The organism is Fervidobacterium pennivorans DSM 9078 (assembly GCF_000235405.2).
Taxonomy (GTDB): Bacteria; Thermotogota; Thermotogae; order Thermotogales; family Fervidobacteriaceae; genus Fervidobacterium; species Fervidobacterium pennivorans.
In genome coordinates this window covers 1,245,807-1,271,800 of record NC_017095.1, presented here as the reverse complement: position 1 = coordinate 1,271,800, position 25,994 = coordinate 1,245,807, and the positions used below count along the sequence as shown (strand labels likewise).

At 39.2% G+C, this 25,994-nt stretch carries 25 protein-coding genes, 4 tRNA genes and 1 other RNA gene; 20 read left to right on the top strand and 10 right to left on the bottom strand.

Features of this window, described 5'->3' with window-relative positions:
* Window positions 1–117: 117 nt before the first annotated feature.
* The 3 genes from FERPE_RS05960 to FERPE_RS05950 form a co-directional block, all read right to left on the bottom strand.
* Entirely contained in the window at window positions 118–930 is an 813-nt protein-coding gene (locus tag FERPE_RS05960) for a carbohydrate ABC transporter permease (protein ID WP_014451746.1), read from the bottom strand.
* Complete coding sequence (locus FERPE_RS05955; RefSeq protein ID WP_014451745.1) at window positions 927–1,841, bottom strand: carbohydrate ABC transporter permease; 915 nt, start codon at window positions 1,839–1,841, stop codon at window positions 927–929. Before FERPE_RS05955 ends, FERPE_RS05960 begins: the two co-directional genes overlap by 4 nt.
* 81 nt (window positions 1,842–1,922) lie before the next feature.
* Window positions 1,923–3,182, bottom strand: a complete 1,260-nt coding sequence (locus tag FERPE_RS05950) for an ABC transporter substrate-binding protein (RefSeq protein WP_014451744.1) — start codon at window positions 3,180–3,182, stop codon at window positions 1,923–1,925.
* Window positions 3,183–3,494: 312 nt separating this feature from the next.
* Between FERPE_RS05950 and FERPE_RS05945 the strand changes: the two genes are divergently transcribed.
* From FERPE_RS05945 to FERPE_RS05870, 16 genes are all read left to right on the top strand, one after another.
* Window positions 3,495–4,298 carry a C40 family peptidase gene (locus FERPE_RS05945; protein ID WP_014451743.1) on the top strand — a complete coding sequence of 268 codons (804 nt, stop codon included), beginning with the start codon at window positions 3,495–3,497 and terminating at the stop codon, window positions 4,296–4,298.
* Window positions 4,299–4,335: 37 nt separating this feature from the next.
* Window positions 4,336–4,572 carry a hypothetical protein gene (locus FERPE_RS05940; RefSeq protein WP_014451742.1) on the top strand — a complete coding sequence of 79 codons (237 nt, stop codon included), beginning with the start codon at window positions 4,336–4,338 and terminating at the stop codon, window positions 4,570–4,572.
* On the top strand, window positions 4,545–5,972 hold the full coding sequence (locus FERPE_RS05935; protein WP_014451741.1) for a hypothetical protein: 1,428 nt from the start codon (window positions 4,545–4,547) through the stop codon (window positions 5,970–5,972). The genes FERPE_RS05940 and FERPE_RS05935 overlap by 28 nt, the downstream gene beginning before the upstream one ends.
* 28 nt (window positions 5,973–6,000) lie before the next feature.
* On the top strand, window positions 6,001–6,885 hold the full coding sequence (locus FERPE_RS05930) for an AEC family transporter (protein ID WP_014451740.1): 885 nt from the start codon (window positions 6,001–6,003) through the stop codon (window positions 6,883–6,885).
* A gap of 44 nt (window positions 6,886–6,929) precedes the next feature.
* A complete protein-coding gene (locus tag FERPE_RS05925; protein WP_014451739.1) occupies window positions 6,930–7,784 on the top strand; it encodes a glycine--tRNA ligase subunit alpha in 855 nt (284 codons plus the stop codon).
* Complete coding sequence (gene glyS, locus FERPE_RS05920; RefSeq protein ID WP_014451738.1) at window positions 7,777–9,789, top strand: glycine--tRNA ligase subunit beta; 2,013 nt, start codon at window positions 7,777–7,779, stop codon at window positions 9,787–9,789. Before FERPE_RS05925 ends, glyS begins: the two co-directional genes overlap by 8 nt.
* Before the next feature lie 28 nt (window positions 9,790–9,817).
* Window positions 9,818–10,597 carry a hypothetical protein gene (locus tag FERPE_RS05915; RefSeq protein WP_014451737.1) on the top strand — a complete coding sequence of 260 codons (780 nt, stop codon included), beginning with the start codon at window positions 9,818–9,820 and terminating at the stop codon, window positions 10,595–10,597.
* 57 nt (window positions 10,598–10,654) lie between these two features.
* Window positions 10,655–11,407, top strand: a complete 753-nt coding sequence (locus FERPE_RS05910) for a basic amino acid ABC transporter substrate-binding protein (RefSeq protein ID WP_014451736.1) — start codon at window positions 10,655–10,657, stop codon at window positions 11,405–11,407.
* 109 nt (window positions 11,408–11,516) lie between these two features.
* A complete protein-coding gene (locus FERPE_RS05905; RefSeq protein ID WP_014451735.1) occupies window positions 11,517–12,167 on the top strand; it encodes an amino acid ABC transporter permease in 651 nt (216 codons plus the stop codon).
* Between the two features lie 26 nt (window positions 12,168–12,193).
* Complete coding sequence (locus FERPE_RS05900; RefSeq protein WP_275045760.1) at window positions 12,194–12,946, top strand: amino acid ABC transporter ATP-binding protein; 753 nt, start codon at window positions 12,194–12,196, stop codon at window positions 12,944–12,946.
* A 288-nt stretch (window positions 12,947–13,234) separates the two neighbouring features.
* Entirely contained in the window at window positions 13,235–14,023 is a 789-nt protein-coding gene (locus FERPE_RS05895; RefSeq protein WP_014451733.1) for a DUF4912 domain-containing protein, read from the top strand.
* 2 nt (window positions 14,024–14,025) lie between these two features.
* Window positions 14,026–15,627 (top strand): glycoside hydrolase family 57 protein, encoded by a 1,602-nt coding sequence (locus FERPE_RS05890; RefSeq protein WP_041262849.1) that lies wholly within the window; start codon window positions 14,026–14,028, stop codon window positions 15,625–15,627.
* 184 nt (window positions 15,628–15,811) lie between these two features.
* Window positions 15,812–16,387, top strand: coding sequence for a 2-oxoacid:acceptor oxidoreductase subunit gamma family protein (locus FERPE_RS05885; RefSeq protein WP_014451731.1), 576 nt, complete (start codon window positions 15,812–15,814; stop codon window positions 16,385–16,387).
* A complete protein-coding gene (locus FERPE_RS05880) occupies window positions 16,380–16,730 on the top strand; it encodes a 4Fe-4S binding protein (protein ID WP_014451730.1) in 351 nt (116 codons plus the stop codon). The genes FERPE_RS05885 and FERPE_RS05880 overlap by 8 nt, the downstream gene beginning before the upstream one ends.
* Before the next feature lie 12 nt (window positions 16,731–16,742).
* The gene (porA, locus tag FERPE_RS05875) at window positions 16,743–17,912 is read left to right on the top strand and encodes a pyruvate synthase subunit PorA (protein ID WP_014451729.1); all 1,170 of its coding nucleotides are present in this window, start codon (window positions 16,743–16,745) and stop codon (window positions 17,910–17,912) included.
* A 13-nt stretch (window positions 17,913–17,925) separates the two neighbouring features.
* Window positions 17,926–18,900 (top strand): thiamine pyrophosphate-dependent enzyme, encoded by a 975-nt coding sequence (locus tag FERPE_RS05870; protein ID WP_014451728.1) that lies wholly within the window; start codon window positions 17,926–17,928, stop codon window positions 18,898–18,900.
* Window positions 18,901–18,962: 62 nt separating this feature from the next.
* Here FERPE_RS05870 and FERPE_RS05865 read toward each other — a convergent pair whose 3' ends face one another.
* Window positions 18,963–20,579: a ClC family H(+)/Cl(-) exchange transporter gene (locus FERPE_RS05865; protein ID WP_014451727.1), complete on the bottom strand. Its 1,617-nt coding sequence runs from the start codon at window positions 20,577–20,579 to the stop codon at window positions 18,963–18,965.
* 31 nt (window positions 20,580–20,610) lie between these two features.
* Window positions 20,611–21,555 (bottom strand): radical SAM/SPASM domain-containing protein, encoded by a 945-nt coding sequence (locus tag FERPE_RS05860; RefSeq protein ID WP_014451726.1) that lies wholly within the window; start codon window positions 21,553–21,555, stop codon window positions 20,611–20,613.
* A gap of 161 nt (window positions 21,556–21,716) precedes the next feature.
* Here FERPE_RS05860 and FERPE_RS05855 point away from each other — a divergent pair, with 161 nt between their 5' ends.
* Window positions 21,717–22,646 carry an aldo/keto reductase gene (locus tag FERPE_RS05855; protein ID WP_014451725.1) on the top strand — a complete coding sequence of 310 codons (930 nt, stop codon included), beginning with the start codon at window positions 21,717–21,719 and terminating at the stop codon, window positions 22,644–22,646.
* Window positions 22,647–22,720: 74 nt separating this feature from the next.
* Here FERPE_RS05855 and ssrA read toward each other — a convergent pair.
* The 5 genes from ssrA to FERPE_RS05835 all read right to left on the bottom strand — a co-directional run bounded on the left by ssrA (window position 22,721) and on the right by FERPE_RS05835 (window position 23,713).
* Window positions 22,721–23,080, bottom strand: a transfer-messenger RNA (tmRNA) gene (gene ssrA, locus FERPE_RS10380).
* A 127-nt stretch (window positions 23,081–23,207) separates the two neighbouring features.
* Window positions 23,208–23,295, bottom strand: a tRNA-Leu gene (locus tag FERPE_RS05850).
* A gap of 153 nt (window positions 23,296–23,448) precedes the next feature.
* A tRNA-Gly gene (locus FERPE_RS05845) sits at window positions 23,449–23,523 on the bottom strand.
* A 15-nt stretch (window positions 23,524–23,538) separates the two neighbouring features.
* Window positions 23,539–23,628: transfer RNA gene (locus tag FERPE_RS05840), tRNA-Leu, on the bottom strand.
* A gap of 9 nt (window positions 23,629–23,637) precedes the next feature.
* Window positions 23,638–23,713 (bottom strand) — tRNA-Lys (locus FERPE_RS05835).
* 269 nt (window positions 23,714–23,982) lie between these two features.
* On the opposite strand from FERPE_RS05835, the gene FERPE_RS05830 reads away from it, so the two are divergent.
* Genes FERPE_RS05830 through FERPE_RS05820 form a run of 3 tightly spaced genes read left to right on the top strand, consistent with a single transcriptional unit; the run spans window position 23,983 to window position 25,992 of the window.
* On the top strand, window positions 23,983–24,351 hold the full coding sequence (locus FERPE_RS05830) for a Fur family transcriptional regulator (protein ID WP_014451724.1): 369 nt from the start codon (window positions 23,983–23,985) through the stop codon (window positions 24,349–24,351).
* Between the two features lie 41 nt (window positions 24,352–24,392).
* Window positions 24,393–25,241, top strand: coding sequence for a metal ABC transporter substrate-binding protein (locus FERPE_RS05825; RefSeq protein WP_014451723.1), 849 nt, complete (start codon window positions 24,393–24,395; stop codon window positions 25,239–25,241).
* On the top strand, window positions 25,231–25,992 hold the full coding sequence (locus FERPE_RS05820; RefSeq protein WP_014451722.1) for a metal ABC transporter ATP-binding protein: 762 nt from the start codon (window positions 25,231–25,233) through the stop codon (window positions 25,990–25,992). The genes FERPE_RS05825 and FERPE_RS05820 overlap by 11 nt, the downstream gene beginning before the upstream one ends.
* Window positions 25,993–25,994: the final 2 nt, after the last annotated feature.

The following is a 25,994-nucleotide window of genomic DNA, read 5'->3' as shown; positions in this document are numbered from 1 at the left end:
ATGCCCACGAACACAACTTTGCAAAAAATATTCTACTTTGCATGAACAAAAACTATTTTACAAACTGCCATTTTCTGTCTGCAAAGCCATCCACGGCAAAGTAGGCTATTCTCAAAATCATTGTTTTACTGATCCAAGAACACCTTGAACAAACTGTTTCTGTAAAGCAAAGAAGACAACGAGCATTGGTAAAGTTGCAATAACAACCGCCATCATGACAACTCCAAAATCTGGTGTATAACCTGATGCAATACTGGAAATCATAAGAACAATAGTTTTATTTTGTTCACTTTGTATAATGACAAGTGGCCAGAGATATGCATTCCAACTTGTCATAAAAGAATATATTGCTGCTGCAGCGTATGCGGACTTCATCGATGGTAAGACTATCGAGAAAAATATCCTCAATTCGTTTGCACCATCAACCCTCGCTGCCATTATAATTTCTTTCGGATACTGCTTGAAACTTTGTCTGAAGAAAAATGTTAGAAATACAGAAGGAATCATCGGTAGAATGACACCCCAATGAGAGTCTATAAGATTGAAGAAATACATAAGTCTGAAAAGTGGAACCATTAGGGCTGCGAATGGAATCATCATAGTAAGTAAGAGAGCAGAATATACCCTGTTCCGCGACCTTGAAGCGTATATTTCAAAACCATATCCGGCCATTGATGAAACGATAATTGAAAATACCACAACGAAGAGCGAGATCTTGGTTGAATTTAGAAGGATTTTTCCTAAATTGTAGTTCTCCCACAGATTTTTCAGGTTGTTCAAAAATTCCCCTCCAAAAGTGAGTTTTCCTTTCAAAACATCAACAGAACTGTTGGTGCTTCCAACGATCATCCAGTAAAACGGAAAAACAGATATGAAGGCTGATATTGTAAGAAATAAGTATATGAGAATGTATCTCAATTTTCTGTTCATTCTTTCTCACCTGCCACTTTAAACTGAATAATAGCAAGAACTGCAGAAATCATAACTATGACATACGAAATAGCTGAAGCATAACCAAAGTTTGGAGAGTATTTGAAACACACGTTGTATATATAGACAGAAGGAGTTAGAAGTGAATTCCCGGGTCCAACACTTGAACCTGTTACAACACCAGCTGCTAAGTTCATCGGTTCGTCGAAAAGTTGCAAAGTACCTATCGTAGATGTGATCGTTGTGAAAAGAATAATGGGTTTTAGCAAGGGAAGCGTGATTTTAAAAAACTGCACAGTTTTTGTTGCACCATCAATTTCAGCAGCTTCGTAAACTTCTATTGGTATATTTTGCAGTCCTGCTAAGTAGAACATCATGTTGTAACCTGTCCATCTCCAGGTCAAAGCTATTATCAAAGTCACCTTTGCCCAAAAAGGATCAAGCAACCACCTTATCGGCTCCTTTATAAGACCGATAGTCATAAGCACATGGTTCACAAGACCATCGTTACTGAACATTACTCTAAAAATTACTGTGTACGCAACTAAAGAAGTAACTGCGGGAAGAAAAAGTGCCGTTCGATAAATACCTTTGAATTTTACCTTAGGGTCATTCAGCAACGTTGCGAAAATCAAAGCAAGGAAGAGCATGATCGGAACTTGAATCACTAGGATTGTTAGGATATTTTTCAGAGAAAGAAGAAAGTATGTATCCTTAAAAAGCTTTATGTAGTTACCCAAACCTACAAAGTTTTTTAAAAAACCCCTTGTCGAAAAGGTTGAAAGATAGAGAGAATATAAAATGGGGTAGAAGACAAATAAGATTACACCAGCCAGCATAAGGCTAACAAATATCCATCCCCATTTATCCCAAACAGATTCTAAACCTTTTCTTTTACGGCTTCTTGGCATTTTTTCATTCCTCCTTGACATCTTTGAGGGGGTATTAAAAAAACGGGAAGGTCCGGAGACCTTCCCGGAAGAGATGCAAAATCACCTAATTGAGTTTAAAAATTGTTGTTCTGCTTTCTTCAAAGCTTCGTCTATAGAGAGTTTCCCAGTGTAAACATCGGGCATCACACTCATAATTGCGGCGTCTGCTTCATAAGTGTAAACACCGAAGTCCACTGGTGGTATCTTCTTCATCCATTCTGAGAAGAGTTGGAAGACTTGTTGGTTACCGAAGAACGGATCTTTTGCTTTGTAAGCAGAACCACCTTGAGCTGGTAGCCATGTGCCAACTGCTCCATATTTGACTAATATCTTTTGATAGAAATCGGCATCACGTGCGTATATTTTCTTCAAGAAATCGATAGCAACATCTCTGTACTTGCTGTTTTGCAATACATACCAGCTTGAGCCACCGAGGTTTGATGCATTAACGGATTCCTTAAGGTTCATTCTTGGAACAGGTGCAACTCTCCACTTACCTGCCTGACTTTTTTCAGCTTTAATGGAACCAATAATCCACACACCAGTTACAACGGCTGCGACTTCACCTCTGTTAAATGCACCTACCCATTCGTTCCAACCTGAAACTTCCTTTGCAATACCGGAGTCTTTGATTTCCTTGTAGAGCCTGAGTGCTTCTTTCAAAACAGGGTTATTTGCAATATATGGTTTTCCGGATTTGTCAAAGTACCAACTTCCAGCCGATTGCAAAAGTATTCTCATTAAACCTCCGTCGTATGAGTCTGCTGCAATCATGTACTTTCCTGTCTTTTGTTTAACAACTTTTCCAATTTCAATGAACCTGTCCCATGTAATGTTTTCGAGGTCGGATGGTTTGAAACCAGCTTGTTCAATGTAGTCTATTCTGTAGAAAAATCCTGCGACACCTGAGTCAAATGGGACACCGTAAACTTTGTTGTTTAAAGTCATGAGTTTTACTTTGTATGGAGCGAATTCTGACCAGGTAAAGTGTTTTGTTAAATCAGCAAAAGCCCCAGGATATGATTGGAGATATTTTTGCGCGTTGTAATCTTCGATAAGGACTATTTCAGGAAGTCCTGTTTTTACTCCAGACGCGAGTATTGTATTCAGTTTTTGTTCTACATCTGCTTTTGCCATATTTACAATCTCAAACTCGACATCTGGGTTGATTTTCTTGTACCTTGCCGCAGCTTCTTGCATAATCGGAATGTTGAAGTTCGGGTCCCAAGCCCAGATGGTTATCTTTGCCTTTTCAGCATACAACAGAGCCGCCAAACCAATCAAGAGAACAACTAAAATCCTAGAGAAACTCCTCTTCATACTTTCCACCTCCTCAAAGGTTGTGATGTACCTCTTGAATGCACCAACATGCTGTTTGCGAAATATAAAGAACTTTTTTGAGATCGTCTTTTCTTCTGCTTAACTGTAATCTTTCTGGTAACGTTACCGGAATTTCCTGTCAACATTTTACCAAAACGGCTGTGAAAATTGCAACGCGAATAGCAGCTAAAAAGTCTTGTTTTGTCCGAGAATCGTTCAGTATAGTTGGTCATGCTTTTTCACCGTTAGATTTTCTTGCTTAATCTCTTTGAAAAGGATTAAACTCAATAGTGAACGGGGATGTGGTATAATATGCTTGAAATACATTTCATAAAAGGACGTGCGATAATGAATGCGATAGTTGTGACACCTGTTACAGATGTGCGCGCGGAACGAAAATTTAGAAGCGAAAGGGTTCATCAACTTGTTTTTGGAGAGATTGTGGAGATTTTGGAAGACATTCAAATCTTGGAAAAATTTGATTACATCTTCGTGCGGGATGTAAGACTTGATTATAAAGGTTACGTGAATAAAAATACCCTGTATTTTATGAGTGAAGAGGAATATAAGCAGATTATCAAATTTAAAATGATAAAGGTTTCCGTACCGTTTTGCAGGATAAGCGGTCCTGTGAATTTCTTACTGCCATTTGGGAGTAGACTCTACACTGAAAACGGAAAAGATTTTTTCATGCCGAATGGATTCATTTATAATGTAGTTGATGAACCAAATGAGAATTTCAATTCTGTGGTTGAACTTGCACTCCAGATGATTGGAATTCCATATCTTTGGGGTGGAACATCTTCTTATGGTTTTGACTGTTCCGGTTTCGTTAATCGGCTTTATGATGTTGCGCTGAATGTCGACATGCCAAGGGATGCAAGTGATCAGGAAAATAGATATCCAAAGATTGCGACAATCGATGAACAAGAAAAACTAATGTCTGGTGATTTGCTTTACATGGAAGGACATGTAATGATGTACATCGGAGATGGGAAAATTGTGCATGCAAATGGTCATAATATGTGTGTATCTATAACTAGTTTGAACAATGATGAGTATGGAAAGTATTTAAAATCACGGATTAGAAAAGTTTGCAGAGTTTGTTCTACGTGATAAAATTATCATCAAGAAATAAACCGGAGGTGGCGTTATGGGCAAATATGAAATGGATTTTGAAAAATACAAGAAAGCTGTCGAAAAGGTTATCCAAAGGTTTGCGGACAGAGGATGGGAAGAAATCAGGGTTGAGGAGATTTGGTTTGAAACCTCGCTTCCTGTTGACTTGATACTTGAAGTTATTAATCAAGGGATTTCAATACCGTCCGAAGTAAACTCTATTACACACGGAGGAAAGGTCGTATGGAAAAAGGAGGAGCAGGAAATCTAAAGCTTTTCTTTTTGTTGTTTTTGTTTGGTTTATCATATATTACTTCAGCCTTTGCCTTAGAATTTTCTTTGGCAAGTAGCTATAACTTTGGTAGCAAACTTTTTTTGATGTACAACGAAAGGGAAGTTATAAACAATTCATCTTTCTGGACTTTTGATATTGGCCTCTTACATCTCTCTGATGCTTTCGAATTCAAAGCTTCTATGGTTGCAAAAAATGACGGTGTTTTTAACGATCCATTTTCTGAGTCATACTACGCGGGGTTTTATTTTGATTTTAAAGAAGGTTCGATATCTCTTAGAAATGATAATTTTTCAGTTACGTTAGGTAAAACACACCTAGGGGATGTTGTTCCAAGTCCATACTCTCTTTTCATTTCATCAGTCAATATCCCCAGAAATACAGTAGATGTTTCATTCGATGATGGGAAGTTCATATACATAACAAGGTGGACACAGCTGTGTGAACTCAAATTTGGAACAGATGAACGCGAAAAATTAAAAAGTTCAAACTACAAAGTCTACGCTTTGAGAATTGGGAATCTCAGATTCGGATACGAAGACATTACCGTGTATGTTGGACAAACTTTTAACTTTGAGTATTTCGCAAATCCGATTCCTTCATTTTTCATTCAGTACGTAAACGATGCTGGGAGACCCTATCCGGAAGGTGTCGGAGAAACAAATTATATAAGCGGATTCTTTTTAGATTACACAGATATTGACAGATATTACTATGCGCAAGTTCTTGTCGATGATATAAACATGAATAGATTCATCTATCCAGAAAGTTACCAAAACCCAGACAAGATTGCTTGGTCAATTGGTTTGGTTCAAAAAACAAGTATTGGAACTTTTAGCTTTTATCATGCTGGAGCAACTAAGTATACATTCCAACCATCGGCAGAATCTGGTAACCAAATGTTCTATGGATATACGTATTATCCTTATTTTATTTACACTAGGGATGGAAAGAATGTAGTATTACCGTTTGAATTGTTATACGCAGGTTACAAATATGGAGAAAACAACTTAGCGTTCATGGTTAATTATGCACCGAGTTTTATTCCAAATTTTAACGCAAATTTTGAATTCGTTATTCTTGGCGAAAGGTCACCAGTTAACCCCTGGAACGATAGAACGACGTATTTACCAGGAACGCATCTGCTCGATGATCCGGTAAAAGAATATAGGGCAATTGGTACGATTTCCTATTCCGAAAGCATTTCAAGACATCTTAAATTCTGGGCTTCTGTCAGCGCAGGCTTTATTTGGAATGCATCAACACTTGTTGAAGTTAGTAGTGACAATGTAAGAAAGCCACTTTTAAGACCCCAAGAAGGAAACAACTTGCCGTTCTTCTCAGGTAACTTTGGGGTTTCTTTCAGCAAATCTTTCTGAGATTAGAATTAAAAGTGAGGGAAAAGTTTTGATAAAGCAAGCATTTAATGCGGTGGTTCCTTCCTTTATAATGATGTTTGTCGGTTATATCTATGGTAAGCTGTTCAAAGAAGATATCACTCTTTTCAATAAAATTGCTACTTGGTTAATGGCACCTATTGTAACCTTTGCTTTCATGAACGACTACATTCCTACTGCTGGTGTGCTCTTGCGTTATGGAATTGGCTTTTCCGTGATGTTTGCTATATCGTTCTTGATTTCGAGGTTACATAAAGAAGACAGGGAGATATTCTTCACGGGAAATGTGTATGTGAACTCTGGATACCTTGGTTATCCAGTACTAATGGCACTTTGGGGAGAAAAAGCTCTTGCGCTTGGTGTGGTTTATTCATTCGTAAATGTACTTGTAGGTAGCACCTTACTTCCAGCCCTTATCAGGGGTAAGCTTGAGGTAAGAAATATTTTGAAGCTTCCTTTCCTCTATGCTATCATTTTGGGTTGGGGATTTGGAATAGCAGGAATTTCGTATAAACAACTTCCTGGAGGAGTTCTTACGGCCTTTAACTGGCTCAAAGAAATGGCGATACCGTTTTTACTATTACAAGTTGGACTTGGTATATCGAGAATCAAATTTGAGACTTCGGAAATAAAGGGTTACAGCCTGGTAATTGTTGAACGACTTTTGTTAATTCCTCTGATGTTGCTACCAATAGCGTTCTTTTTTGAACCACTCGAAGCAAAAGTCTTCCTCCTTGAATGTGCCATGCCTATAGGTGTCAACAGTGTTGTGGTTATAGGTGCTTTTAAAAAGGAACTTGTTCCGAAGGCAGGAATGACTGTTGCACTTACAACACTCTTTTCTTTAGTGACACTTCCATTTTGGGCGTATGTAATAGAGAAAATCTTTGGGTGAGTTTTAATTGTGGAATATTATAAATTTGAAAGGAGGAACCCGATGTGTACTTGCAGGACGTGATAAAGACCCTCGATGAATTTTGGGCAAGCCAAGGTTGCTTTATTGAACAACCCTACGACATGGAAATGGGAGCTGGAACATTCCATACATCAACCTTCTTTGGTGTATTGAGGAAAAGACCTTGGAATGTTGCTTTTGTGCAACCAAGCCGAAGACCCACTGATGGTAGGTACGGGGAAAATCCAAATAGAATGCAAAGATTCTATCAATACCAAGTGATACTCAAGCCACATCCAGAAAGGTCCCAAGAGCTTTATTTGGAGTCGTTAAAAGCACTCGGAATAGACCCAAAAGAGCACGATATACGCTTTGTTGAAGACAACTGGGAATCGCCAACGCTTGGTGCATGGGGAATCGGATGGGAAGTTTGGCTCGATGGTATGGAGATTACTCAATTTACCTACTTCCAACAAGTTGGAGGAATTTCGTTATCAGAAATTCCTTTGGAAATCACATATGGCGTGGAAAGGATAGCCATGTATCTACAGGGTGTCGATAACGTTTATGATGTAATGTGGAACAAAGATGTTAGATACGGAGAACTTTTCAAAGAAAACGAAAGGCAATTTTCTATCTACAACTTCGAAGAAGCCAACACTGATGCGCTATTTACACTTTACGATATATACAGAAAAGAGTTTGAGAGATTAATAGAAAAAGGTTTGCTCTTCCCTGCGTATGAACAATTGCTTAAGTGTTCGCATACATTCAACTTGCTTGATGCACGAAATGCAATAAGTGTTGCGCAAAGGCAGACATTTATAAGAGACATAAGAGCTATGGCAAGTAAATGTGCAAAGGCATTTGTTGAAGCGGAGGGTGGTAAAAATGAGTGAATTCCTTTTTGAAATAGGAGTTGAAGAGCTCCCAACAACGGAAGTGCCCGTGATAATTCAACAACTTTCTGAGAAGGTGCCAGATACATTAAAGAATGAAGGAGTTCAATTCGAAAAGTTCGAAGTCTTTGTGGCTCCAAGAAGATTCGGATTCGTCTTGGATGGTCTTTCTGACACCACTCCAGATAGAGTTTTTGAAAAGAAAGGTCCGGCGGTGAACGTGGCATATGATAAAGATGGACAACCTACAAAGGCGTTGCTTGGTTTTTTGAAATCGAACGGTTCAACGCTTGAAGATGTCAAAATAGTAGAGAACTATGTCTACATAACGAAAATACAAAAAGGTATAAAGACAGAGGACGTCTTGAAGAAGGTTGTACCTCAGATAATTTATGGTTTGAAATTCAGAAAGCCTATGAAATGGGGAGATGGAAAGTACGAATTTGTAAGAATACCTCATCATGTTTTGGCTGTTTACGACGGAAGAATTCTTGATATGGAAATTTTCGGGTTGAAATCATCGAACAAAACCGTTGGACATCGTTTTGTTAAAGATGACTACTTTGAAGTAAATTCCTATAGGGACTACTTGGAGAAGATGAACAGTTATTATGTCATTCCACAAATTGAAAAGCGAAGAGAATTTATTTTGAAGCAACTTGAAGAGTTTGAAAAACTGGGGTTCGAAGTTGACAAAGATGAGTCTTTGATAGAGGAAGTTGCAATACTAACAGAATACCCGAAGATGATACAAGGTGAGTTTTTAGAAAAATATTTAGAGCTTCCAGAAGAATTGATTAGAACAACGATTAAACATCACCAAAGGTCTTTCACGGTAAAGAAAAATGGAAAGATAACCAATTTATTCCTGGCATTCATCGACATGCCAGAAGACGTAAAAGGCAATGCAAGAAAAGGTTACGAGAGAGTTATCAATGCCCGATTAGAAGATGCCAGATACTACTACGACAAAGACATAAGAGTCCCGCTTGAAAGTTTCAACGAGAAACTCAAAGAAATGGTGTTTCAAAAGGAGCTTGGAACGTTGTACGATAAAGTACAAAGGATAGAAAAACTCTCACAACAAATAATTGAGATTTTGGGATTGGAAAAGAAAAGTGGTACAATATTAAGGACAGCAAGACTGTGTAAGGCAGACATTGGTTCACATGTTGTATACGAATTTCCGGAGCTACAAGGTATAATGGGTAGAATTTATGCCATTAAAGATGGTGAACCAAAAGATGTCGCATGGGGCATTGAAGAACATTATTCTAACAATCCAACAACCATCGAAGGTGCAGTTGTGGGTATTGCGGATAGGATAGACACGGTTGTTGGAAATTTCGTGATTGGTAATATACCCAGCGGTTCGAAAGATCCATACGGATTAAGAAGTAAGGTCGATGATATTTACTCAATCGTGGAAAAGTTCTCTTGGGATTTGGATTTGAAACCAATCATATTTGCAGCATGTGAAGAGCTAAATAAAGAATTGCCAACAGGACTTTTTGATTTTTTTGAAAACAGATTCGAACTTTATAACACTCGTTTGAGATACGATATCGCGCGTGCAGTTAGAGAACTTTGGAACAAACCTTTGAGAGGTATTCTTTCGGCACAGGCGATTATGGAATTAGTCGGGACCGATGAGTTTGAACATCTTTTGGTTGGGTTCGAGAGGGTCCATAATATAAGCAAAAAGCATGAGTCTGATTATTTTGATTCCGCAAAATTCGTTCAGAATGAAGAAAAAGAATTGTTCGAAAAATATCTTGAAATAAAACCAGTGGTTCTCGATTACATCAAACATCTCAACTACAAAGATGCTTTGAGAAAGATAACAGAACTCAGACCATTTATAGACAGGTACTTTGATAAAGTATTTGTGATGGTTGAAGAAGAAGATATAAGGCTTAACAGACTTGGATTTCTAAAAACAATCGATGAACTATTCTCGGAATTTGGAGATCTCACTTTGATTGAAAAAAAGCTCCGAGCTTGAAAAAATCTTGATGAAAGGAGTGGAAAATATGAAAAAACTTACGTTCATTTTTCTGATTATTACCTTTGTGCTTACCTATGCTCAGGGAGTTGATGTCTCTCAGTTATTGAATGCTTCAAAACCTTCAAGTGTGGTTGCTCAGCCTTACATCATCAGGGCTACGCTTGTTCCTGGAAGTTCTGAAGGAGTTTATACTATAGGTGTTGAGGGATATTTGGACATTTTTGGACTAAACTTGTCACTTGGTACAACCGTTGAGTATCCAAACTTTGAGCTAAATCAACCTGTGTACGTTGGTTTGGGGATTTCTACGAGTGGATTATTCGTTGCACTTAGTTCAAATGTCCCGAATTTTGAGCAAATATCAGATTTGAGTGCATACGAAACACCAACCGTTGCGTTTGGAATTGCGAGCTACAAAAAGACGTCTTTCTTGTTCGCTTCATGGTCACGCTTTGAACTTTCGTTTGAAAACAGGGGAGTTTTCAAAAAACAAGACGGTCAGTTTGTTTTGAATGATTCTTTGGATTGGTTAAATGCCACTGTTAATTTCAAAGTTGAATCTTGCGATGTCGGTTACTTCCTATTTAGATTCACAGTTCCGAGTTTAAAGGATGTTCTCGGAGGTTCATTCACCTACACCTGGGAACTTGCATTGCCGGTGAGTATGATTTACGTATATGTTGGACAACCGGGTAACAATGACTGGGTATTTGGGTTAGGCATTGCAAATTCTTTCTTTAATGCAGTTGGAAAGTACAATGTGCAAACTGGTCAAGTTACTTGGATAGTTTCTGCACAGATGTAATTTTAAGTAAGCTTTGTTAAGCTTTTCTTGATTTTATAACACGAGGAGGGATGTTGTATGAAAAGGATCGCTGTGCTAGTTTTACTTGTTGCTATCGTGATAGTTGTAACACTGAGTTTTGCACAAAGCCTTACAGAGATTAAGAAAAGAGGAAAACTAATTGTAGGCACTGAACCAACGTTTCCACCATTTGAGTTCGTTGACGAGAAAAACCAAGTTGTTGGTTTTGATATAGACATCGCTAACGAACTGGCAAAAAGGCTAGGTGTTAAGCTCGAGATAGTGAACCTGCCATTTGATAGTTTGATTCCGGCTCTATTGCAAGGGAAGATCGACTTAATCATCGCAGGTATGACTATTACCGAAGAAAGGGCAAAGGTTGTTGATTTCTCGAAGCCTTATTTTGAGGCAAACCAAGCGATAGTTGTAAGAAAGGACGGGAGATTCGAACCAAAGAAGTTAGAAGAGCTTGTTGGTAAAAAGGTGGCAGTCCAGCTTGGAACTACGGGAGATTTAGTTATCAGCGAGATCAACGGAATACAAGTTGTTAGGTTCCAAAAATTCACTGATGCGTTTTTGGAATTGCAAAATGGCCGTGTTGATGCGGTAGTACTTGATGAAGCACCAGCAAAAGCTTACGTAAAGAAATTTCCAAAGTTCTTGATTAGTGCTGTCATAGATACTGGCGAAACTTACGGAATAGCGGTTAAGAAGGGGAACAAAGAATTATTGAATTTCGTAAATCAGACACTTGATATTTTGAAAGGCTCTGGCGTGTATAACAAGTTAATCCAGAAGTGGTTTGAATAATTCGTAAAAAGCCCCCTTTGTGTTGAAACATAAAGGGGGCTTCTTTGTTTTTCTGACCTTTTTATGGGAGACAAGAACAGTTTAGAGTCTCTATTCGGGAGGGAAAGTTGTGGAAGCGTTGATAGAATTACTAAAAAGTTTTCCATTTCTTCTTGTTGGTGCATGGGAAACGCTTAAACTTACAGCCTTTTCCGTTGGTATAGGATTAATCTTAGGAACTTTCATCGGTATGGGAAGGTTATCTAAGATAAAACTAATAAATTATCCTTGTACTGCATATGTAGAGTTTTTGCGTGGAACTCCACTGCTCGTTCAGATATCAATTATCTATTTTGGTTTACCACAACTTGGAATACAACTCGCACCATACCCAGCAGCAATAACGGCACTTGGATTAAACAGCGGTGCATATATTGCGGAAATCGTTCGTGCGGGTATTCAGTCTATTCCAAGAGGTCAGTACGAAGCTGCGCGTTCATTGGGATTAACTCACTGGCAAGCGATGAGGTACATAATCCTTCCACAGGCTTTTAGGAACATTTTACCAGCACTTGGTAACGAATTCATAACCCTAACAAAAGATAGTTCCCTTGCATCTGTGATAGGTGTTTCTGAATTGATGAGAAGTGGACAATTTATAATATCTCGAACATTTCAAACATTCTCTATATACTTTGGGATAGCGTTCATATATTTTGTCATGACATTCGTCATCTCCCGCATAGTTAGGTATATTGAAAGGAGGATGGCTACAGCATGAGTAATAACAATGAAGCAATTAGTGAAATGAGCAAGTTAAATGATGGCACGGAAAAAATCATTATTAAGATAGAGAACTTGGTGAAACGTTTTGGAAAACTGGAAGTCCTGAAGGGAATAAACCTACAAGTCAAAAGAGGTGAAACAATTGTTATCATCGGTCCCAGTGGTGGAGGAAAAAGCACACTTTTGAGATGTATAAACAAACTCGAAGAATATCAAGGCGGCAAGATATACTTAGATGGCGTGGATATCGACGAATACGATGTAAATCAGCTCAGAACAAGAATAGGTATGGTCTTCCAACAATTCAATCTGTTTCCTCATATGAACGTATTAGACAATCTAATTCTTGCTCCGACTAAGGTGAAAAAAATGCCAAGAGAAGAGGCAATTGAGAAGGCGAAAGTATTACTTAGTAGAGTTGGTCTACTTGACAAAATAGATGCCTACCCAGAACAACTTTCCGGTGGTCAAAAACAAAGAGTTGCGATTGCGAGGGCATTGATGATGGACCCTGAAATCATGCTTTTTGATGAACCTACATCCGCCCTTGACCCTGAACTTGTAGGTGAGGTTCTTGACGTCATGAAAGACCTTGCACGCAGTGGTATGACCATGCTTGTTGTTACGCATGAAATGGGATTTGCCAGGGATGTGGCTGATAGAATCGTATTTATTTCTCAAGGTGTCGTTGAAGAGGAAGGACCACCAGAAGAGATTTTGAGAAATCCAAAAAAGCCGAGAACGAGAGAATTTCTAAGAAGAATACTAGAGTAGATCGAAGTGTATTTTTTAAACTTTTTTAAAGTTTAGTATTGCAGTAGTCCATCGTTTGGACTCCTTTTTCTTGATGAAACCTTAATTTTATGAATGGAAATACATTCTTAAATTAATATAAGTATGTTGTAATCATTTGTTTGAAGACGAATAATGACTATTATAAAACATTACACAACAATATATGTAGAATTTATGTTCTTACAACATTTTACAACTATGAGCCCCCGTAGTAACATTTTACATGAAAGGTCAAACTACGACAGAAGCCTGGGGGGTGAATCTGGTATGAGTATTGTAAAACAGTTGGAAGAATGGTTAAGTCAGAAACGAACGATTCAAGAATTAAAGGCAAAAGCAAAAGAACTTGGTTTAGCCGTTAAAAAGCAGATGACAAAAAGCGAGGTACGGAAGCTCATCGAAAGGTATATCGAAAGAACAAAAGCTGTCCAACCTGAAGAAGCGGAGCAATCAAGACCATCCTCGTCTACTTCCTCAACAGGTCAAATTCAGACAACGCCACAACCACTCAAAGAAGATATATCAATTCCCGACACCTACAACAAAGACAAACTTGTTGCGATGCCTGTCAATCCATTTTGGATACACATTTACTGGGACCTTAGTCATGCAAACAGAGAATTTTTGAAATCTCAGGAAGTGAAAAAAGTTGTTTTGAGGGTTTACGATGTAACCTTCATAGAGTTTGACGGGACAAATGCGCACAGAACATTTGAAGTTGCTATAGATATCCTCTCTACGAAAAATTACTATATAAACGTCCCGATGCCTGGAGCACATTACTTGGCTGAACTTGGCTACTACGATTCAAACGGCAATTACAAATATTTGCTCAGATCTAACCTCTGCCGGGTTCCAGTGAACTCTCCAAGTCAGTCTACGAGAGAAAGATGGCTGGATCTAAGAAAAAGAAGGAGAATAGTTATGCCATCTGAAGGTATGCTAACACCTATTGTTGAAAGAATTAGTGGCTCGGTCCAAGGTTTGGAGCACCTTTTTCGGATTTCGAGTGCTGGAAGCATCAGTGTTATTCGACTTAGTGGGAAGGGGATATAAGTATGCCACGAGGACAGATGATGTTTGTTCTTCACGCACACTTGCCTTACGTTCATCACCCAGAGTATCCGTTTTTCTTGGAAGAGCACTGGTTGTTTGAAACTATTACGGAAACATACATTCCATTGTTGAGAATGTTCAGAAATTTGGAGCAGGATAAAGTTCCTGTGAAACTTACAATGTCGATAACCCCTCCTTTAATGGAGATGCTCGCTAATCCAGACCTTCAAAATAAATACGAAAAACATTTAGAAAAACTTATAGAATTGGCTCGCAAAGAAGTTGTTAGAACAGTAAACGAGCATCCACGAAAACACAAAATGGCTCAGTATTACTTGCAAAATCTTGAAGATACACTTTACATATTCCGTGAAGTATACAAGAAGAATATCCTTAACGGTTTCAAAGAATACATGGCAAGAGGATACCTGGACATTATTACATGCAACGCAACGCATGGATATTTACCATTTATGGAACAATATCCGCAGGCTATTCGTGCGCAATTAGAACAAGCTATCAAAACATACGAAAGGCATATAGGAGTTAAACCGCGCGGTATATGGTTGGCGGAATGCGCTTACTTCCCAGGACTTGATAGATACTTGGCGGAATATGGGCTTGAGTATTTCTTTGTTGATTCACACGCATTCTGGTATGCTGATGAAAGACCAAGATACGGAGTATATAGACCCATTGTTACTCCAAATAACGTTTTTGCATTTGCAAGAGACCCGGAAAGCTCTGAACAGGTGTGGAGCGCACAAATTGGGTATCCGGGAGACTCAAGGTACAGAGAATTCTACAGAGATATTGGATTCGACAGAGAATACGAATATATAAGGCCCTATATAGATCCAAGTGGGGTTAGGATGAACACAGGTATAAAATACCACAAAATCACTTCGAAAGATACACCTCTTGACAAAAAAGATTACTATGATATCGACGAAGCGAAAGCGACTGCATACGAACATGCTAAGGACTTCCTAAGAAAGAAAGAAGCTCAGATAGACTATTTATTAAATCTTTTCGAAGGTCTTGAACCAGTAATTGTTGCACCATTTGACGCAGAATTATTTGGTCATTGGTGGTACGAAGGACCGTTCTTCCTGGAATACTTTATGAGGGAAGCAGCTAAGAGTCAAAAACTCAGAGTTGTTAGAGCATGTGATCTCGTCGATTGGATAGAGAAAGTCCAGATACTTACCCCTGCTGCTTCAAGTTGGGGTGCGAACGGTTACAACGAAGTATGGTTGAATGGAACGAACGATTGGATTTATCCGCACCTTCATGAAATGGTTGAGAGAATGACAGAAGTTGCAAAAGAGCATGCGAATGAGACCGACCCTTTAAAGATTCGCGTGTTGAATCAGATGGTTAGGGAGTTATTGCTCGCACAATCGAGTGACTGGGCGTTTATAATGACCACAAGAACAAGTGTGGAATACGCAGTTAACAGAACCAAAACGCATATTAAACGATTCTTAAACTTGTATGATATGCTAAAGAGTGGTAATATAGATATCGGGGAGTTACAGAGACTCGAGTATGTCGACGATATCTTCCCTGATGCTGATTACAAGATGTATTTAAAAATATAAACTGGTGTCAATTTAAAGCTTCGAGTCTCTGGAAAAATAATCTCCCCCGAGGTGGTGTTTTCATCTCGGGGGTTATGTGTTGAAAGAATATTTTACCAATAAATGTGAAAATTTTATCAATCAGAATCACAGCATATTTCACAAAAGTTCCAAAATCTTGCAAATTCGAAAGGAGGTAAAAAACGTGCCGGCGAAGATATTTGAAATCAGGTGGCATGGAAGAGCTGGTCAGGGTGCAAAGAGTGCATCCCAAATGCTTGCAGAAGCCGCACTTGACATGGGTAAATACGTTCAAGCATTCCCAGAATACGGTGCGGAAAGAACGGGAGCTCCGATGAAAGCCTTCAACAGAATTTCGAACGAACCTATCCTACTCCACTGTTCCGTTGAAAAGCCCAGCCTTGTTGTTGTTATTGATGACACACTTTTAGGAAACCCAGATATATTAGCGGGAACAACCCCCGAAACGATACTTATAGTGAACACGGTTAAGCCTATTGAATGGGTAAGACAAAAGACAGGATTCCAAGGAAAAATTTGTGTTGTAAAAGCAACAGATATCGCGCTTGAAGAGCTTGGAAGAGGTACACCAAACACGGTTGTTCTTGGCGCAATTGCGAGGGTTACTGGTATTGTTGAACTCAAGTACGTAGAAGACAAGATTAGAGACATGTTCCTTAAGAAATTCGGTGAAGAAATTGTTCAAAAGAACATTAGGGCACTTCACAGAGGATATGAGGAGGTGACCTGCAGTGCCTGAACTCAAAGGATGGAAGGAAATACCAATTGGTGGTTTAATCGTTGAACCAGGAAATTCAAAACAATACAAAACAGGGACTTGGAGAGTAATGAGACCGGTTTACCAACCAGAAAACTGTATCCACTGTATGCAGTGCTGGTTGTACTGTCCGGACCAGGCTATAGTGGTCGAAATTGTTGATGGAAAACCGAAGATGAAAGGTTACAACTACTACTACTGTAAAGGTTGTGGCCTTTGTGCAAATGTCTGTCCAAAAAGTACGGATCCAAGGACAAAACAGCCTGCTCCAGAAGACAAGAGAGCTATAGTCATGAAACCAGAAACAGAATTTGCTGAAGAGTAAGGAGGTGCGAAAATGCCTTTAAAACAAGCAATTACGGGAGCGGAAGCGATAGCTTACGCAATGAAACAGATAAATCCAGATGTTGTTGCGGCATATCCAATTACGCCACAAACACCTGTTGTTGAGTACTTTGCCAAATACGTGGCTGATGGTGTCGTTGATACCGAAATGATTCCTGTTGAGAGTGAACACTCAGCAATGAGTGCGGTTGTTGGTGCAGCAGCTGCAGGAGCAAGAGCATTCACAGCAACTGCTTCTGTTGGTCTTGCACTTATGCACGAAGTCGTATTTATTGCTGCTTCTTTGAGACTTCCAATCGTTATGGCAGTTGCCAACAGGGCGCTTTCTGGTCCAATCAACATCCACTGTGACCACAGCGATGCGATGGCAGAAAGAGACAGTGGCTGGATTCAACTTTGGGCAGAAAATGCTCAGGAAGCATACGACTTTACAGTAATGGCATACAGGATAGCAGAACATCCAGATGTTAGACTTCCTGTTATGGTCAATTTCGATGGATTTATAATCTCCCACGGTGTTGAAGTAGTCGAAACTCTTGATGATGACGTAGTCAAAAACTTTGTTGGGAAACCCATCAAAATGTATCCGTTACTTGATACATCAAAACCAGTAACGTATGGTCCACTTGACCTTTACGATTACTACTTTGAACACAAGAGACAGCAAATAGAAGCGATGAAGCACGTTCCAAGAGTGTTCAAAGAAGTTGCGGAAGAATTTGCGAAGATTTCTGGGAGAAAATACGACCTTCTTGACGAATTCATGGTAGACGACGCTGAATATATAATGGTTGCCCTTGGTTCAACAGCAGGAACAATTAAGCACACAGTAAAGGAGCTTAGAGCAGAAGGTAAGAAGGTCGGACTCGTAAAACCATGGGTCTTCAGACCTTTTGTAAAATCCGAATTCCAAAGAGTGCTTAACGCCAGAAAAGGTGTTGTTGTTCTTGACAGGTCTGCATCTTTTGGTGCTGAAGCTCCACTCTACGAGGCAGTAAAATCAGCGCTCTATGAAGTTGCAGTGAGACCACAGATTGGTAGCTATGTTTACGGTCTTGGTGGAAGAGACATAACACCAGAACACATCAGACAGGCATTTGAAGATGCCTTCAAAGGCAACTTGATTGCTGATGAAGAAAGATACCTTGGATTAAGAGAATAAGGAGGTGTAATAAATGCCACTTAACGCTATAGAACTCGCAAAGTTGTTCCACGATAAAAATCCTGGGATGACACAGGGACACAGAATGTGTCCGGGATGTGCGGCTCCAAACGTTGTGAGATTTGCCCTTATGACAGCAATAGCTAAAGGATACGAACCCGTTGTTGGCCTTGCAACTGGCTGTTTGGAAGTTTCTACAACCATTTATCCTTACACATCTTGGAATGTTCCATACATTCACAACGCATTTGAAAACGTTGCTGCAACAATAAGCGGAGTAGAAACGGCTTACAGAGCGCTTGTGAAAAAGGGAGAAATTGATAAAGATAAGAAATATGCATTCTTTGCATTCGGTGGAGACGGTGGAACATACGATATAGGATTGCAATCACTCTCTGGAGCAATTGAACGAGGTCACAAATTCATATACATCGTCTACGATAACGAAGGATACATGAATACAGGTAATCAGAGGTCAGGTGCAACACCCCCAGGTTCAGACACAACAACAGCTCCCGTTGGAAAAAAACTCCCTGGAAAAGTACAACTCAAAAAGAACCTTGTTGAGATAATGGCAGCACACGAGAATGTCTATGTTGCGACAGTTTCCATAGCAGAACCGATGGATTTCATGAAGAAAATAGAAAAAGCACTTGAATTTGATGGACCATCGTTCATAGCTGCATACTCACCGTGTGTTAGGTTTTGGAGAGTTAGCGATGATAAGTCAGTTGAAATTAGCAAACTAGCAATAGAAACACTATACTGGCCACTTTACGAAGTTGAAAGAGGAGTCTATCGTGTAACAAAGAAAATCACAAATCCAAAACCAATAGCAGAATACATAAAAGCTCAGGGAAGGTTCAAACCTCTACTTTCAAGACCAGATGCACAAGAGATAATAGATGAGTTACAAGAATACGTAAATAGAAGGTACGAAAGACTCCTGACACTAGAAGAGGCAACGAAAGACAAACCAATCAGATAATAACAAAAAGGCTCCGGATTTTCCGGAGCCTTTGCATTTAATTATCTATATATTCAGCGTATTCAATTTGGTTTATTGAACGACCTTTCATTTGTTGCTTTTGAAATAAGATACATTTTGCATTCTACAGCCTGTTTTTTAGAGCAGAGGACTGTTAATATGTCACCGCCTTGCAGTATTAGTTTGCCGTTAGGAATGATTTCTGCACTTCCTCTCTTTACTAACACTACCAAGCAACCCTTAGGCCAGGGAAAGTCTTTAATCATAACGCCATCCAGTTCAGAACCCGTGTTTATGGGTATTTCTATCAAAGTTTTCTCGTCTAAATAGTAATCATGTTCTGGAGATTCTTCATGTTTTTCTGTCTTTGCCTTTTTCATTAGCATTCTTTTCAACAGTGATTCGTATATTGGTTCCTCACGCATTAATTCAGCTGTGAAATACGAACTAAATGCTACAACAGACAGCTCCAAAATATGGTTAAAAGAGCCAACCATTTCCGTTATTAATACTATACCTGTAATAGGTGCCCTTACAACTGAAGTAAAGTATCCAACCATACCAAGGACTATAAAATTTGCTTTATACCCCGGTAGTGATGAAATAGCAGTTAACATGTTATAAACCATATCTCCAAAAAGTGCCCCAATTGCCAAGATTGGAAGAAAAATACCACCAGGTGCCGAAGTAGCATAGCTTAGTACTGTAAGTAGGAATTTAAAAATCAGTAGAACCAATAACATTCCTATCGTTTTTCTTTCATAATATATTTCTAAAATGAGTTCATGTCCACCACTTAATACTTCCGGAAACCAAAAAAGCAGAAAAATACATAACAGTGAAACAAGGAACACTTTCAATCTAATAGTATCAAACAAGGCGGAAAATTTGAGAAGTGTTCGATTGAAAATGACTCCGAATATACCTGTCAACGCGCCGAGTAACAGTAATAGTAAGTAGTGCCTAAGCTCAATTGGTTGGATTAATGTAAATGAAAGAGCAGGATTCAGTCCAAATATGATTTTTGAAACAAAGTCTGCAACAATTGCAGCAACCATAGAAACTATTAAAACAGATGAAGAAAAGCTCTTATGTAACTCTTCTAGTGCAAATACAACTCCAGCTAATGGTGCATTGAAAGCAGCAGCTAATCCTGCACTTGCACCCGCAGTTATTAAGTACTTTTCTTCTATTTTGTTTGCTTTCCATAGTTTACTAACTGCCAATCCTATCGTTCCACCTAGTTGTATAGATGGACCCTCTCGACCTAATGAAAAACCATTCAATATAGCTAAGATTCCACCTAAAAACTTTTTAAAAAGCACGCTAAAAGGGTTATAGTCAAATTGTCTTAGTATTTTTCCCCTTATTTGAGGGATACCACTGCCACTGATCATTGGCTCTGATTTCACAAGTTTAGTGATGACGAAAGAGTTAACAATGAAGATTCCAAAGATTAAAATCAAAAACTTCGGTTCGTATAACGCCAATTTACGGATATTTTCTCGTAAAATATCAGCATTATGTATTCCTAGTCTGTAAGATATTACGACCAGTCCGCTAAGAAATCCAACAATTGCACCTTTAAAGACAAGTTTATTTTTCGTTAAACTAAGTCCAAGAAACACTTCTGTTATAGATTCTCTGTGAGGTTTTAGTCCTTTATTGTGGTTATCCATAAGTTCTAATCACCCTTGCTTTCGGGATAATTCACAATACTTTACAAACAAGCAAATCACTGGTTTGATAGATTAAATGCGAATATGCAAAACAGCCTCCATGACAGCTTACTTTGTAGAGTGGACAGGTTGAGCACTGTTTTGGAACAATACTTTGTTGGTCATAGCTGTACCAAATCTCTTTAAATGGTTTTTCATTTATGTTCCCCATATAGAATTCTGGGCTGTATCTAAAATGACCACATGGGACAACGGTTCCATCAACTAAGATAGACGCATGTGTTTTTCCTGCAGAGCATTCTCCACCAAAGATATTCTCCTCGACAAATAACTGTACACCTCCGTTATATTCTTCCAGCTTTTTGGCAACATATTGAATTTGTTCCTTTGTTGGCATCAACAAATCTTTGTGCAAAAGTCCTCTCCCAACAGGGACGAAGCGGTCAACGTATAAGTGTGTTCCCAGGCTTTCTGCAAGTTTGAGCATGTCATCGATGTATTTATAGTTCAAGGCATTTACAACGAAGAGAATAGTAACATCAAAACCTTCGTTGAGCAAATTTACCATTCCATTCATCGTCTTGTCAAAAGTTCCCCTTCCACGAATTTTTTCATGGATTTCTGGTGTTGGACCATCGAGTGAGACACCGATTAGCAAGTTTGGACAAGCTTCTTTAAGCTTTCTTGCTACTTGTTTTGTTACCAGCGAAGCGTTGGTGTTCATCATCATTTGTAACCCTTTTTCACAGCCATATGAAAGTATTTCGTAGATATCCGAACGAACAAGTGGTTCCCCACCAACAATATCAAGTAGTTCTGTATTAGCTTCAACAAGCTGGTCTATAACGCTCTTTACCCGCTCTGTCGAAAGTTCATTCTTTGACTTTGGACCAGCGTTGCAATAGCAGTGGATACATTGATAATTACAGGCTGTTGTAATTTCAAATTCTATGTTGTGTGGCCTTTCTCGAGTCATATAGAGCCCCCTTTCGGAAAGATTTTATTGACTCTCTAAATCCCATTTTAGCAAATCAGACAATTTTCAACAAGCTAATTATGATTACAATTCATTGACAGAGAGTTGATATGGCGATATCATATATGAATAACAAAGTTCTATTACGGAGGTGTTAGTTTATGAACAAAAGATACGTAAAAAGGTTCAATGTTTATATAAGTGAAATAGGATTTGGTGGCTGGCAGTTAGCTAATCCCCTTTGGGGGGCTATGACCTACGAGGAGGGCGTTAAACTCGTCAGAGCAGCATATGAAATGGGTATCAACTTTTTTGATACAGCGCCAGGTTACTCCAATGGCTTAAGCGAAAGAATCATAGGTGAAGCTTTAAAAGATGTTCGGGAGAATGTGTTCATCAACACAAAATTCGGTCACAATCACTTGGGTGAAACAGATTTTAGTGAAGAGGCGATAGAAAGGTCGATAAACGAGAGTTTGAAAAGACTCCAGACAACATATATCGATAGTGTGATTCTTCACAATCCACCTCGAGAAATCCTGGAAGGAAAAACAAATCACGAAGAAGAATTTAAAAAGATTAAACGCATGGGAAAAATACGCGGTTACGGAGTGAGTATAGACACTCTTGAAGAACTTGAGTTAGTTTTGAACAACTGGGATGTTGATGTTATTGAAATTCTTTTCAATATAATTCACCAATCACCGAAATATCTCTTCGACAAAGTCAAGGAAAGAGGAATTCTCTTAGCAATCAAAGTGCCTTTGGATTCTGGTTGGTTGACAGGCAAATACAACGCAAACAGTAAATTCGAAGGTATACGTGCACGCTGGAGTCAAGATGTGATTTTAAAGAGAGCAATGATAGTTGACAAAATAAAAACTATTGTTAAAGATGAGGACTTAGTTAAATACGCTATCGGGTTTATCCTAAGCTTTGATGCTGTAACGACTGTTATAACCGGTGTTAAAAATCTTGAACAACTTGAATCCAATATCAAAGCTTCTGAATTTGAACTAAGCGATGAACTGAAGCGAGAATTAGAAAGATTGTATGAAGAGGAAATCAAACCTCTCAACTTACCATGGTAGAGAAATTTTCAAATGCATTTAAAAAAGCCCTGATTTTCCTCAGGGCTTTTTTGTATATTGTATATATTTACATCTGGTGGAGGCGGCGGGAATCGAACCCGCGTCCGAAAGTAAACCCTCTTTGGCATCTCCGAGCGCAGTCTGTGTTTTGGTTCTCGTCAGTCAGTCGCCCACAGACAGGCTACTGACTGACCAGCCTCACTAAGTAAGGTAGCTTCAGACGTGAGGCGCATCTGAGCTACCTGGCCAGCTGGGTCACGCCCAACTACGAGGCGCTGGCCAAACCTCGTAGAGGACGGCTACCTGTTAATTAGGCAGCGAGAGGAACGTATTCGTTGGCACTTATCTTTTCCCTGCCGTTTTTTTACGAGGACGGCAGGCAACCTCGGCTCGCTTCCAAAGAGGGCTTACCCCCGTCGAGACCGTTCGCCCCCTTTGTTTTCAGAACAATCCTTTATTTTCCATATATTTAGACTTACCTTGTTTCAATTTCGTTCAAAATTATTTGATTTTGCACTATCGAAAAAACAACGCCCTTTAAAGGGCGCTTTCATCATTTTTTGGTGCCGAGGGCGGGATTTGAACCCGCACGGTCCCAATGACCGCATGGCCCTCAACCATGTGCGTCTGCCAATTCCGCCACCTCGGCATAAACTTTTCTTTGTTATTTTCGCTATATATTATACCACACAAGCCAACTTTCGTCAAGAACCCTTCTTGTTTTTTACTTACAAGTCAAACAGTCAGGCATCGATTTTTCCGATAAAAAACGAGCGCTTGTGCGCTCGCACCTATCGAGTTCTGGAGCGGGTGACGGGTTTCGAACCCGCGACCCCTTGCTTGGCAAGCAAGTGCTCTACCGCTGAGCTACACCCGCTCGGTAACCTTTCCCTGGTGCGAGAGGAGGGATTTGAACCCTCACGGGATTATCAGTCCCACTGGATTCTAAGTCCAGCGCGTCTGCCAATTCCGCCACTCTCGCACCTCTCTCTGGTGACCCGGGCGGGATTCGAACCCGCGACCCCCTGATTAAAAGTCAGGTGCTCTACCTGCTGAGCTACCAGGTCACCTCTTCGGCAGCGTTGACTTGACGTGCCGATAAACATAATACCACAAGGGTTTTTAAGTGTCAAGTGGTTTGACGGTAATTTTTTAAATGTGTGCTAAAACAATTTATTTATGAGGAAACTACGCATTAACACATGGCATAATAAATAGGTCTGCTGAAGTTGAATTAGACTTGACAGACTTGGTAAGAGTGATATACTGTAGATGAAAATGAAAATCATTTGCAAATTATGCAACGGCTTGCAAAAAGTCATCGGAGGTATGCCAGATGCGCATGACAAGAAACAGAGAACAGGTTTATAAAGAGATAATAAATTCTCCGGTACCGTTGACCGCGTATGAAGTAAGCAAACGACTTAAAGATATGAGCTTGACTACAGTATATCGCGCACTTGAGTATTTGTATCAGACTGGTTATCTGAAACGTTTTTCACTTGACAACTATACATACTATTACTCATCTTCTGTCCACAGACATTTTTTCAGGTGTGTCGAATGTGGAAGACTGTTTCCAATTGATGAATGTCATATGCATGATTACGAAAAATATCTCTCCGAGCACTTCAAATTCAAAATCCAAGAACATTTTGTTTTATTTAGTGGATTGTGCGAAGACTGTCATAAGAAAAAATCGTAACTCAAAGTATCGGAAAGGTAATCTAAGGTGGAGGTGTTAGAATGAGGAAGATGTTAGCTGTGAGTATTGTTTCCATATTCATTACTTGGATGTTTGGACTGAACATTGTTACTACTATCAATCCGTATTACCTTATAGTTAAACAGATTGTAGGTGAGAAAGTAACCGTGAGTTTGCTAATAAAACCGGGGAGTGACCCTCACACTTTTAATCCAACCATTAGTGATGTCAAAGCACTCTCGAAGGCTGACTTAATTGTTGCGAATGGGCTGGGGCTTGATAATGCGTATTTAAAGAATTATAAGAAAGTGCTTTTTGTTGGTGAAAAAATACCATCAAAGTATTTGGTCGAGCTGGAAGAAGAGGATGAGCATGAAGAAGGTACTTATAATCCACATGTATGGCTTTCTATCGACTTTTTGACCAATTACATCATTCCTGCGATAAGGGACGAGTTGGTGAGAATGGATAGACAAAACGCAAAAGTTTATGAAGAGAATGCGAAAATGATTATAAACTCATTAAAGGAAGTCTCTAAAAAATTTGATCAGCTCCTCAAGGATAAGAAAGGTGCAGTTGTTATATTAGAGCATCCTTCTTACGTATACTTGTTTAAAAAATATGGTATACAAGTCCTTGCTTTGCAAGAGGGACATGGGAAAGAACCTTCGGCAGGACATTTAAAGAATATAATCGAACTGGCAAAGAAGAGTAATTTGATAGGAGTATTTGTAGGTCCGCAGTTCAGAACTGAGGCGATAAAGGTTGTTTCAAGCGAATTGAAAAGGCAATACAAGATTCTTGACCCACTTGGGAGAGAAGCAAAAACCATAGCCGATTTGTTTGAAAATGCTTATAACTCAATCAAGGAGGCAGTTTATGGCAAGTAGTTTAAATGACGAACCTGTGGTAATTGTAAAGAATCTTTCTGTTAAGTTCGGTGAGATAGAGGTTTTAAAGGATATAAATTTCAAAGTCTACAAAAAAGATTTTGTGGGAATAATTGGACCCAATGGTGCCGGAAAGTCTACGCTTATTAGATCTATTCTTGGGATGATACCCTACGAAGGAGAAGTTATACTGAAGGGAAAAGTAGGGTATGTTCCTCAACTTTCTTCGTTTAACCGAGAGTTTCCAATCAGCGTCTACGATTTCGTGAGGTTACCTGTTAGAAAAGAGAAAAATTGGAAAGCGATTGTTGACGAGGTGTTAACCAAGGTAGGACTTGAAGGCTTCGGAAAAAGGCTTGTTGGAACACTCTCTGGTGGTCAGTATCAAAGAGCATCATTGGCAAGGGCAATTGTGGGTAAACCTGATATTGTGATACTCGACGAACCAGAATCTGGAGTGGATGAAATGGGAAAAGCACGATTTTACGACCTTCTCTATGAACTTAATGAAGACCTGGGAATTACGATATTAATGGTGAGCCACGATATTGGAATGGTTTTCGAAAAATGTAAAACTGTAATGTGTCTCAATAAGACATTGCACTGTCACGGACCAACAAGAGAAATTAGTCCAGAAGATATTAAAAAGTTATTTGGTGAGTTTGATATATGGATTAGGGCTCATTCACACTATGAAGTAGAACACGCGCATGAAAATCCTGATCTCTCAAATCTCAAAGAAAATAAATAGGG